9 protein-coding genes are annotated in these 12070 nt (G+C 47.8%); 8 read left to right on the top strand and 1 reads right to left on the bottom strand.

Translation table 11 applies throughout. The features are described from left to right. Window positions 1-12 precede the first annotated feature (12 nt). From BUA56_RS12505 to BUA56_RS12480, 6 genes are all read left to right on the top strand, one after another. Window positions 13-924: an ArsR/SmtB family transcription factor gene (locus BUA56_RS12505; RefSeq protein WP_072852213.1), complete on the top strand. Its 912-nt coding sequence runs from the start codon at window positions 13-15 to the stop codon at window positions 922-924. Between the two features lie 138 nt (window positions 925-1062). Next, a complete protein-coding gene (locus BUA56_RS12500) occupies window positions 1063-2232 on the top strand; it encodes a galactokinase (protein WP_072852211.1) in 1170 nt (389 codons plus the stop codon). Between the two features lie 17 nt (window positions 2233-2249). Further along, window positions 2250-3743 carry a UDP-glucose--hexose-1-phosphate uridylyltransferase gene (locus BUA56_RS12495; RefSeq protein ID WP_072852210.1) on the top strand — a complete coding sequence of 498 codons (1494 nt, stop codon included), beginning with the start codon at window positions 2250-2252 and terminating at the stop codon, window positions 3741-3743. A 41-nt stretch (window positions 3744-3784) separates the two neighbouring features. Next, window positions 3785-4306 (top strand): superoxide dismutase family protein, encoded by a 522-nt coding sequence (locus BUA56_RS12490; RefSeq protein ID WP_341443425.1) that lies wholly within the window; start codon window positions 3785-3787, stop codon window positions 4304-4306. 179 nt (window positions 4307-4485) lie between these two features. Further along, window positions 4486-7248: a hypothetical protein gene (locus BUA56_RS12485; RefSeq protein ID WP_072852208.1), complete on the top strand. Its 2763-nt coding sequence runs from the start codon at window positions 4486-4488 to the stop codon at window positions 7246-7248. Window positions 7249-7325: 77 nt separating this feature from the next. Next, the gene (locus tag BUA56_RS12480) at window positions 7326-7796 is read left to right on the top strand and encodes an acyl-CoA thioesterase (protein ID WP_072852206.1); all 471 of its coding nucleotides are present in this window, start codon (window positions 7326-7328) and stop codon (window positions 7794-7796) included. 7 nt (window positions 7797-7803) lie between these two features. Here the strand turns inward: BUA56_RS12480 and BUA56_RS12475 are convergent, their stop codons facing one another. Further along, window positions 7804-8325, bottom strand: a complete 522-nt coding sequence (locus tag BUA56_RS12475; RefSeq protein WP_072852204.1) for a DUF6512 family protein — start codon at window positions 8323-8325, stop codon at window positions 7804-7806. A gap of 176 nt (window positions 8326-8501) precedes the next feature. Between BUA56_RS12475 and BUA56_RS12470 the strand changes: the two genes are divergently transcribed. Both BUA56_RS12470 and polA read left to right on the top strand, forming a co-directional pair. After that, the gene (locus BUA56_RS12470; RefSeq protein ID WP_072852201.1) at window positions 8502-9335 is read left to right on the top strand and encodes a purine-nucleoside phosphorylase; all 834 of its coding nucleotides are present in this window, start codon (window positions 8502-8504) and stop codon (window positions 9333-9335) included. Window positions 9336-9384: 49 nt separating this feature from the next. Further along, window positions 9385-12030, top strand: a complete 2646-nt coding sequence (gene polA, locus BUA56_RS12465; RefSeq protein WP_072852199.1) for a DNA polymerase I — start codon at window positions 9385-9387, stop codon at window positions 12028-12030. The last annotated feature ends 40 nt before the right edge of the window (window positions 12031-12070 follow it).

Genomic DNA, 12070 nt, shown 5'->3' with positions numbered 1-12070 from the left:
AGTGTAAGCAAAGTGAAATTGTATCTGGATTTTGACAAAAAAAAGGAATTATGCAGTCTGGGAAAAGCTCTGTCCTCGGAGGTGAGGATAGAGATTCTGAAGCTGCTGGAACAGCAGTCTCTCAATGTAAATGAGATTGCTGAAAGGCTGGAGATTCCCGCCTCCTCTGCGGCGATGAACGTAAGAGTTCTGGAGGATGCCGGGTTAATCCGTACAGAGCTTAAGCCGGGGGTAAGAGGCTCCATGAAAATCTGCAGCAAGCAGTGCGGGGAAGTGGAAATCCTGCTGAAAGAGACCGGTACGGATGCACAGGTAGAGGTGATTAACATGCCTGTGGGCAACTATGTGGACTACGAAGTATCCCCTACCTGCGGGATGGTAAATGACACGGACTATATTGACGGGGAGGATGAGCCCCGGTGTTTCTATAATCCTCTGCGCACTACAGCCCAGCTGATCTGGTTTGGAGCAGGATACGTAGAGTACCGTTTTTCCAATGCGGGAGTGCAGAAAAAGGTTCTGAAGATGGCAGAGCTGTCAGCGGAGCTGTGTTCAGAGACTGCGGATTATGATCTGGACTGTCCTTCCGATATTACCCTGTGGCTGAACGGCATTGATGCGGGAACTTATTATTGTCCCAGCGACTTCGGAGGGAGAAGAGGAAAGCTGAATCCGGATTGGTGGGAGGACAAAAATACTCAGTTCGGAGTTCTGAAAACCTGGAGGATCGATGAGACGGGAACCTATCTGGATGATGTAAAGGTCAGTGACTGCAGAATTGAGGAGTACAGGATGACAGAGACGCCTTATATCTCAGTGAGGATAGGTATAAAAAAAGAGGCAGAGCATATCGGAGGGGTCAATATTTTCGGCAGCCATTTCGGAGATCACCCACAGGATATCCGCTTAAAACTGCACTACTAAATACAGGAAATTTCGTTATTTTCACGGCACGGTTTTGCTTTACTTTTCAATCTCATATGGTATAATTGGGTTGAAAAGAACAAGAAAAGTGTTTTAAAACAATATAATTATTCCGTAATGAGAGAAAGGAATGGGACTATGCAGGAAAAACTGATGGAGAAATTCAAGGAGCTATACCAGGACGGAGGGGACATCCGCACCTATTTTTCACCGGGGAGAGTGAATCTTATCGGTGAACATACGGACTATAACGGAGGCCATGTATTTCCCTGCGCGCTTACCATTGGGACCTATGGGATTGCCAGAATGCGTGAGGACAGGAAGCTGCGCTTCTACTCTATGAACTTTGAAGCTCTGGGCGTTGTGGAAAGCAGCCTGGAGGATCTGGTGTATCATGAGGAGGCAAACTGGACCAATTTTCCCAAGGGAGTGATCTGGGCCTTCCGGGAACACGGGTATGAGACTCCAAAGGGAATGGACCTGCTCCTTTTCGGCAATATTCCCAATGGTTCCGGCCTTTCTTCCTCAGCGTCTGTGGAGGTACTTACGGGTGTGATTTTAAAAGATATGTTTGGCTTTCAGGATGTGAGCATGGTTGACATTGCCCTGTACGGACAGTATGGGGAGAATAAATTTAACGGGATGAACTGCGGGATCATGGATCAGTTTGCCATAGCTATGGGTAAGAAGGACCATGCTATTTTTCTGGATACCAGCACACTGCACTATGAGTATGCCCCAATCAGGCTGGAGGATGCCAAGATTGTAATTGCGGCAAGCAATAAAAAGAGAAGGCTTACAGATTCCAAATACAATGAGCGCCGAAGCGAGTGTGAAACTGCCCTGGCCCAGATTCAGGAGGTGGCAGATATCCGATCCCTGGGAGAACTGGATGAGATGCAGTTCGAAAAGGTAAAGGGCGCGGTCTTTGATCCGGTGAAGGCAAAGAGGGCGAAGCATGCGGTCTTTGAGAATCAGCGGACGGTGAAGGCTGTGAAAGCCTTAAAGGCCAATGATTTGGAGACCTTTGGGGAACTGATGAATGAGTCCCATATATCCCTGAGAGATGATTACGAGGTCACCGGTCCGGAGCTGGATGCTTTGGTGGAAGCTGCCTGGCAGCAGCCAGGAGTCATCGGATCCCGTATGACAGGGGCAGGGTTCGGCGGCTGTACTGTAAGCATCGTGAAAAATGAGGCAGTGGATGCGTTTATCGAAAATGTGGGCAGCATCTATAAAGAAAAGATAGGCTATGCGGCTGATTTTTATGTGGTAGAGATCGGTGAGGGTGCCCGCAGATTATCCTAACGGGGAAAGGTGAGAGAATGAGTCTGAATCAGAATATAAAAAAGTTAGTACAGTACGGTATTGAGACAGGAATTCTTCCGGCCTGCGAGCAGATATATGCAACAAATCTTCTTTTGGATCTGTTCCATGAGGACGAATACCAGGAGCCGGAGGAAGACTGCGGCGGGGCAGATCTGGAAGAGATCCTGGGAGCCCTTCTGGATGAGGCGGTAAAGCGGGGGATTATTGAGGACAGCATCGGATACCGGGATCTCTTTGACACGAAAATTATGAACTGTCTGCTGCCCCGGCCGGCGCAGGTACAGGCAGAGTTTTTTGAAAAATATAAGGAGTCTCCGGCGGCTGCTACAGAGTATTTTTACAAATTCAGCCAGGACAGCGATTATATCCGGAGATACCGAATTAAAAAGGACAAGAAATGGAAGGTGGAGAGTCCATACGGCGAGATCGATATTACCATCAATCTCTCAAAACCGGAAAAAGACCCCAAGGCCATTGCTGCTGCGCTGAATGCCAGACAGAGCGCTTATCCCAGATGCCAGCTGTGTGCGGAAAACGAAGGGTATGCGGGGAGGCTGAACCACCCGGCAAGAGAGAACCACAGAATCATACCGATCACCATAAACGGCAGCCGGTGGGGGCTTCAGTATTCCCCTTACGTGTATTACAACGAACACTGTATCGCATTTAACTTTGAGCATATACCTATGAAGATAGACAGATCTGCCTTTGTGAAGCTGTTTGACTTTGTGAAGCTCTTCCCCCACTATTTTCTGGGTTCCAATGCGGATCTGCCCATTGTAGGGGGGTCTATCCTGAGCCACGACCATTTCCAGGGAGGAAACTATACCTTTGCTATGGCAAAAGCCCCTGTGGAACGGCAGGTGACGATTCCGGGCTATGAGGATGTGGAGGCCGGCATTGTAAAATGGCCCCTGTCGGTGCTTCGGATCCGGTGTGAGGATGAAAAACGGCTGATTGATCTGGCTTCCCATGTGTTGGAGATCTGGAGAGGCTATACGGATGAGGCGGCATTTGTCTATGCCGAGACAGGGGGAGTCCCCCACAACACCATCACGCCTATAGCAAGGAAGGCGGGAAATCTGTTTGAATTGGATCTGACCCTTAGAAATAATATCACGACAGAAGAGCATCCCCTTGGGGTATATCATCCCCATGCCCAGTACCATCACATCAAGAAGGAGAACATCGGCCTTATCGAAGTGATGGGACTGGCAGTTCTCCCGGCAAGGCTGAAAGGGGAGATGGAGCTTCTGGCGGAATATATACTGGAGGGTAGAGATCCCGCGGAGCATGAGGCCTTAGAGAAGCATGCTGCGTGGGTAAAGGATTTCCTTCCCCGATATGAGGCAGTAACGGAAGATAATGTGACGGAGATCCTTCAGGAAGAAATCGGACAGGTTTTTGTAAAGGTGCTGGAGGATGCAGGGGTTTACAAGTGCACTCCAAAAGGCCGGGAAGCGTTTATGCGGTTTATAGAAGCATTGTAGGAGGGCCGTACAGATTCACAATATCCTGATTTCTGCATAGTATGAAAGGACTGTATGTGAATCAAAAGGAAACGAGTATGCGCCAATCCAGAAATTATATGTTCAGCGATGTTCTTCTAGGCACTCCGGATGCGGTAGCCAAGGTGAAGGGGGATGAAAACCACAGAGGCCTGGTGGGATATGTGTATTTTTACGGAAGTGCCGGCGGCTCCCTGGTGCTGGCCGAGATCGAGGGTCTGCCCTATGAAGATCAGAAATGTCCCAATGGAATCTTTGGCTTTCACATTCATGAAGGCAATACCTGTACGGGAACCCCTGAGGATCCCTTTGCAGATACGAAAAACCACTGGAATCCGGAGGGGTGTGAACATCCGGAGCATGCGGGGGATATGCCCTCGCTGTTTGGGAACCGGGGATTTGCCTGGATGATGTTCTATACCGATCGGTTTTACCCGGAGGAGGTTGTGGGCAAAACCGTTGTGATACATGATATGCCGGATGATTTCCGAAGTCAGCCCTCGGGAGATTCCGGGAGGAAGATTGCGTGCGGAGAAATTATTTAATTTACTGGGAAATCCCATGGAAAATGAAAGCCAAAAGCTGCCTGGAAAGCTTTTGGCTTTTATTTTGCGGATAACCGAAAAGCATGGAAAGATACCCAAAGGCAGTCGAATCCTAAACCGTGAGATGATATGATCTTGGTAAAAGAATAATTTCTTTTACAAGCAAAGGAGAAAACGGTATGAGGATGAAAAAAGGAAAAAGAAAAATTGCGGCATTATTACTTACAATAGTCTTCTGTCTGTCAGGAAATAGCGCAGTTCTTGCCGCGCAGCTGCCTGCCCAGACAGAGACAAAGGCACAGACGAAAGAAAAAAGTGATATCGTTCCGGAAAATAATACAGATATTTTGTCAAATGATAAGGACGTCCCCAATGCAAACAGTAATACAGACACTCAGGCACCAGAAAAAGTTAACAAGACTGAAGACGCTGGAGATACACAGACAGCTCCGAAAGACAATATTACAGACAATGGTTCTGGAAAACCTGAGGAAAATGCCCAGGGGAAGCAGCCAGTGACAGGGGATGATAAAAAAGCGGAAAAAAGCACAGACAATGCTGAGGATAAAAAATCAGAAAGTAAAGCTCCTGAAATTGCACCAGCAGCGAGTGACCAGAAAGCTGACGACAAAAAGGACCGGACGAGTGAGCCAAAGCTTGAGTCTCAAGTTTCAGCGGCTTCACCTTTACTCCAGGACAGAGCCGCGGTACCGTCATCACAGACAAGAATTCTAACAAATTTCAGCTTGGGCGATGATTCTATGTCTTGGCCGGGAAGTGGTACCGAGCAAGATCCAAAAGTACAGTCGGGAAGAGCCAGCAAGGATACATTTATAGTACAGGCAATTGATTCTGAGGCCTCGATTAACGGAGGGGGCGAACGCTTTGAACAGGCACTGAATTATGGGGCAAACACCATTAACTTAAAAGTAGTTGCAAGGGATCAGGTAAGCGTTACTTATTATCGGCTCACGATTGAACGCACCAAATCACCCCAAAACAATGCTCCTTCAGTAAACCAATTCTATCCCATTGCAGCCTCTACAGATACTGCAGCAGATGGGGGTATTACAGGGTTTGAACCGGGACTTACATATGATTACAAAAAAGCAGGTGCATCAACCTGGACACCTGTACCAGAAAATGCGGCAGAAGTAACCGGACTGAGTTCGGGAGTATATGAGATACGATACGGTGAAACAGACTCTATGCTGGCCGGGCTTAACTCAGTAAAAGTAACCGTTCCGGCAGGTACTCCCCATGCTATTGCCATGGGAACGTGGCTGGGCAATTATCTGACCAACACGGTCGGAGCTACAAATATCAGTTATCCAAGCACGGCAACCGAAGGGTCTCTCGTAACCCTCAGTGCGACCCTTCCAACCAATGCTCTATTCATTACAGCCATTACCTGTCAGCAAACTGGCGGGTATTCGTCCACAGATGAATCTGTCCGGTGCTTAATCACTCCGGATGGAAATGGAAAATATAAATATAGTCTTTCTTTTAAAATGCGGGGATATGATATCACGCTTTACGACATCAAGTATAAAACCGGAATATGGTATACGGCAGAACTGGATGATACGATGAAATCAACTGTAAATATTACAAATACACCAGCTGCCCCCAATGATAGTTTTGGAAGCAATGGTGTTACATATTATAAGGACGGTTCCACGGTTACATCAAAAATAACGCTGGTAGAAAGCGGGAAATATACAGTTAATAAAGCCACTGCAACAGACAAAACTACCGGACAGGAAGTAGCATCAAGCACAGGTGATACACTGACATTTGAAATCACAGGCAATATCATTATTACTGCGGAGCTTAGCCTAGTAACAGCGGACTTTACGGAACTGGATAAGCTGCTCTCACAAATACCAACGAACGATCTAATGGTTCTTGATGACCCGTCTATATTAAAAATCGCGCCACTTCTTGCACAGCTGCCTGAGATTCGCACTTTGTCGGGGTCGGACCTTGATAAGAAGATTCTTAATGGTTATGATACTGCTATGGGGGTACATATTGATGGTTATATTGACAAGTTAAGAAAAGCAGTTACTTCAATGAAGTATAGAGATGCCGATTTGAGCGGATTAGACGAGCAGATGGAAAGAATACCTGAACTTCTCGAAATCTATACGCCGGATTCCCTTGAGGCATTATACGATGCTGCAGAAGCGGCGCAGAAACCATCGGATGAGAATTGGGATATTCGCAGACAGGATGAGGTGGATGCTCTTACAGAGACACTGAAAAATGCGATTGACGGTCTTAAGAAAATTCCGGCGGCAACACCGGCTGTACCTGAATTGCTGGCGAAAACGGACACATCTATTTCTGTAAAAGCAGTAGCAGGACAAGAGTACTCTATTGACAACGGAAATTCCTGGATATCGGATGGTGTGTTTACCAATCTGAATCCCGCTGCTGAATACCAGATCATCACCCGCGTACCGGAGACCAGTACAAGGAGCATGAGTGCTGCCAGCGAACCTTTAAAAGTCACTACTGATAAATCGGCTATGGCTGCTCCCGGGAAACCGGCACTTAAAAAAGTAACCTCCGATACCATTACAGTTGAGGCTGTTAAAGGGCAGGAATATTCCATTGACGGCGGCAAAAAATGGCAGGACAGCGGGGAATTCTCCGGACTTAAGCCGGCTGGAGAATATGAAATCATAACTCGAATCAAGGAAACAGATACCCATTATGCAAGTAAAAACAGTGAAGCCTTGAAAGTAACAACCAAAGAGAAGACAGAATCCCAAAAAACAGATGAAAAGAAAACAGATACGAAGAAAGACAACGCGACCGCTGCAAAAACAGGTGATACTTCCAATATGGGCCTCTGGATTCTTTTGCTCGCTTTTTCTGCCGGAATGATAATATCCTTTGCCGGAATTAACAGCCAGAAGAAAAATAAGGAATAGGTTTTATTCCATCCAATTTATGATATAATAGATCCCGTGTGATGTGATTATAATTGATACTAAAGGATGGAAGATGTATGGAAGTAAAACGTGTGGAGGATTCTTTGACAGAGCAGACGTATCTGCTGATGCCTAAGCACAGCAATGGATATGGAAGGCTGTTTGGAGGAAAGCTGGTAGAGTGGATTGATGAGATGGCGGGGATTGTATCCCGCCGCCACTGCCAGACAGAGACCACTACAGCCTGTATTGATAATCTGAACTTTAAGGCCAGCGCCAAGACGGGGGATATGCTGGTGCTTCGGGGAAAGATGACATATGTGGGGACAACCTCTATGGAGGTCCGGGTGGATACCTATGTGGAGGATCTAAACGGACTCCGGAAGATGATTAACCGGGCATATCTTGTTATGGTGTCTGTGGACGAGAACAATAACCCCATACCGGTCCCCGGCCTTGCAATTGAGACAGAGTCCCAAAAAGCCGAGTGGGAGAGCGGTATGAAGCGTTACGCACTCAGAAAGCAGAGAAGAAAAGAAGGATATTAGCCTGAATTTATGCCGGAGGCTGAAAGAGGGCAAGATCCGGAGGAAAGAAGGAAGCATATACAAAGAAGAGAAACAGGGCGGCCAGGACGGCACATGAAATCCACGCTCCTGCCTCTGTTCCTTTTCTCTGGAACGGCGAATGCGTAAGCAGGCGCTGACTGAGAAAACAGGAAAGACCTGTGGAGATGAGAAATACGGCAATGTCGGCTGCCAGATAGTTTTTGCCCAGGATACCTGTATAGGTATAAAAAAGAACAGGGATGGCGCACAGTCCGGCAAGGAGGCTTAACAGATGAGCGGTGAAAAAGCGCGGATATGTGCCTCTGAGCAGAAGTCTTTCTATAAAAAGAAAGACGAGATAGGGGAAAAATAACAGCTTCAGATGCTCCCAGGTGGATTCATTGACTGGTGAGATAAAGGCAGCCAGGGGATTCTGGCCTGAATATTCGTATAAAAAGTGCAGGAGGCTTCCCGCTGCGGCGGCAAACAGAAAGCCGGCCCAGTGAAGATACTTGATTTTCCGGTGCATAGGTTTCTCCTCTTTTCTTCAAAGTAAAACAGAACGAAGCAAACTATAAAAGGTTCTACCTGATACTTTATGCAGTTTTTTGGGCTTTATCCTAAAAAACAGCAAAGGACAGGTGGAACTTTTTTCTATTACAGGGTATACTTAAGGGAAAAGAGTGCCAAAAGGAGAGTGTCAGAATGAATCCAGCATATAAAAAGCTTATGAAATGTTATGACTGTTTTCAGAAAAAGATAAATTTTAAGCCCCGGGCAGCATTGGTTCTGGGCTCTGGGCTGGGAGATTACGCAGAAACGATTCAAATTGCAGATACACTGGACTACAAAGAGATCGAGGGATTTCCGGTTTCCACAATTCCGGGACACAGAGGCAGGTTCGTCTTTGGATATGTGGGGGAGGTACCTGTAGTGATTATGCAGGGAAGAGTCCATTATTATGAGGGATACTCTATTGAGGATGTGGTGCTGCCGGTCCGTCTGATGAAGCTTATGGGGGCAGAGATTCTGTTTCTCACCAATGCGGCAGGGGGTGTGAATACTGAGTTTCAGGCAGGAGACTTTATGATGATCACGGATCATATTTCAAACTTTGTTCCTTCCCCGCTGATAGGGGAAAGTATTCCCGAGCTTGGGGAGCGGTTCAGTGATATGAGCCAGGTATATGACAGAGAGCTTCAGGAAATCATAGAACGTACGGCGGCAGAACAGAAGATCCCACTGCAGAAAGGCGTGTACATCCAGCTTACAGGTCCTAATTTTGAGACCCCTCACGAGGTGAAAATGTGCCGGATTCTGGGAGCGGATGCTGTGGGAATGAGCACTGCCTGCGAGGCTATGGCCGCAAACCATATGGGCATGAAAATCTGCGGAATTTCCTGCATTACCAATCTGGGATGCGGGATGACGGATCAGCCTCTCAGCCATCTGGAGGTCCAGGAAATTGCCGACAAGGCTGCCCCCATGTTTAAAAAGCTGATTACGGAAAGTATTTTGGCTATGAATAAAATTGTGTAGAAGAAAAGAGAGTATCAGAAAATAAAACCAGACAGATATAGGAGAACTTATGAGTGAAAAAATTGTACTAATTGACGGACACAGTATACTGAACAGGGCTTTTTACGGTCTGCCGGACCTTACCAACGCGGAGGGTCTGCACACCAACGCCATCTACGGCTTTTTAACTATATTATTTAAGACGCTGGAGGAGGAGAACGCCCAGTATCTCACGGTTGCCTTTGATGAACACGCACCCACCTTCCGGCACAATATGTATGAGGCCTACAAGGGGACGAGAAAACCTATGCCCCAGGAACTGCGGGAGCAGGTTCCTATTATCAGGGATGTCCTGGAGGCTATGGGCGTAACGATTGTTTCCAGGGAGGGGTACGAGGCAGATGACATCCTGGGCACCCTGGCCAGAAAAGGAGAGGCGGCAGGTATGGAAGTCACCGTGCTTTCGGGGGACCGGGATCTGCTGCAGCTGGCCACGGAGCACGTAAAAATACGGATTCCCAAGACCAGAGGGGGTAAGACAACCGTAGAGGACTATGACGGCAGGGGGGTGTTGGAGGCCTATCAGCTGACACCGCCCCAGATTATTGAGCTAAAGGCCCTCATGGGGGATTCTTCTGATAATATACCGGGAATACCGGGGGTAGGAGAGAAAACAGCCACTAAGATTCTGCTGGAGTACGGCACTATTGAAAATGCCTATGCCCATGTGGAGGAGATCAAACCCAACAAGGCAAAGGAATCCTTAAAAGAACACTATGATCTGGCTAAGCTGAGCAAGGAGCTGGCAACCATCTGTACAGACTGTCCGCTGGACTACAGCTTTGAGGAGGCCAGACTGAAGGATTTGTTTACCCAGGAGGCCTATGAATGGTTTAAAGAACTGGAATTCAAAAACCTTTTAAACCGTTTTGAGAATACTTCATCAAAAAACAAGGCAGAGGAGCATTTTCAGAGAGTTACTGATCTTTCACAGGCAGATGCCTTTCTGTCTAAGGCAAAAAAGGCTGACCGGGCCGGAGTGCACCTTCTTCTGGAGAAGGGAGAGGTTCTGGGGCTTGGGGTGGCCCTGGGGGAAAAAGAGAAAATAGAAGCAGCATTTTTCCCTGTGGAGGGATTTCTCACAGAAAGATATCTTCTGGAACAGCTGGAAGGGATCTGCAGAGGGGCGGGACAGACCGCTTCACTGAACGTGAAGGAGATGCTCAGTAGGATACAGATTGAGGAACACTCAAGGATGTTCGACGGAGGGATCGCCGCTTACCTTCTGAATCCTCTGAAATCTGCCTATACCTACGACGACATTGCCAAGGAGTACCTCGGGCTTATGGTGCCTGCCCGGGAAGATTTGCTGGGAAAAGTTTCCTATAAAAAGGGGCTGGAGGAAAAAGAAGAGGAAGTGACGGTGAGCTGCTGCTACATGGCGTATGTGGCACTGGCCGGTATAGAGCCTTTGACAAAGGCTCTGGAGGAGACGGGGATGCTTTCCCTTTTCCGCGAGATGGAGATGCCTCTGCTGTTCACCCTGCATGACATGGAGGCTGCGGGGATCCAGGTGGAAGGGGAGGAACTGAAGGAGTACGGAAGCCGTCTGGAGGTCAGGATCAAAGAGCTGGAGAGCATTATTTACCAGAAAGCAGGAGAGGAATTCAATATCAATTCTCCCAAGCAGCTGGGGGTCATCCTATTTGAGAAGATGCAGCTTCCCGGGGGGAAGAAGACGAAGACCGGCTATTCCACGGCTGCGGATGTCCTGGACAAACTGGCGCCGGATCACTCTGTGGTTGCGGATATTCTGGAATACCGCCAGCTGACCAAGCTAAAGTCCACCTATGCGGACGGGCTGGCAAATTATATTGGTGAGGACGGAAGGATTCACTCGAATTTTAACCAGACGATAACGGCAACGGGGCGTATCAGCAGCACAGAGCCTAATCTTCAGAATATTCCGGTGCGCATGGAGCTTGGGCGTCTGATTCGAAAGGTATTTGTGCCCAGAGAGGGCTGCATCTTTCTGGATGCAGATTATTCCCAGATCGAACTGCGGGTTCTGGCGCATATGTCCGGGGATGAAAAACTCATACAGGCATACAGCGAGGCCCAGGACATTCACCGTATGACGGCCTCTCAGGTCTTTCACGTGCCTTTTGACCAGGTGACGGATCTTCAGCGGCGGAATGCGAAGGCAGTAAACTTTGGAATCGTATACGGCATCAGTTCCTTTGGCCTGAGTCAGGACCTGAGTATTACGAGAAAAGAGGCTGCCCAGTATATAGAGAATTATTTTGAAACGTATCCCAAAATCAAAGGGTTTCTGGACGGTCTGGTGAAGCAGGGAAAGGAACAGGGGTATGTGACCACACTGTTCGGAAGAAGGCGTCCGGTTCCGGAGCTAAAGTCCAGCAACTTTATGCAGAGATCCTTTGGGGAGCGGGTGGCGATGAATGCGCCTATTCAGGGAACTGCGGCAGATATTATTAAGATTGCTATGATCCGGGTCAATGAGGCGCTTAAGGAGAGAAAACTTGAGACAAAGCTGATTCTCCAGGTTCACGATGAGCTTCTCCTGGAGGTGTATGAAGAAGAATTGGAGGAGGTGTCCCGTATCCTGGAAAAGGAAATGAAGCAGGCTGCGGACCTTGCAGTGTCTCTGGAGATTGATATGCATACCGGAAGAAACTGGTATGAGGCCAAATAGGCCGTGAAATAAAGGTAGAATTCCGCTGTAACTTATGATA

It is taken from the genome of Lactonifactor longoviformis DSM 17459 (assembly GCF_900129135.1).
GTDB classification, from domain to species: Bacteria; Bacillota; Clostridia; order Lachnospirales; family Lachnospiraceae; genus Lactonifactor; species Lactonifactor longoviformis.
This window is presented reverse-complemented; position numbering and strand designations above follow the sequence as displayed.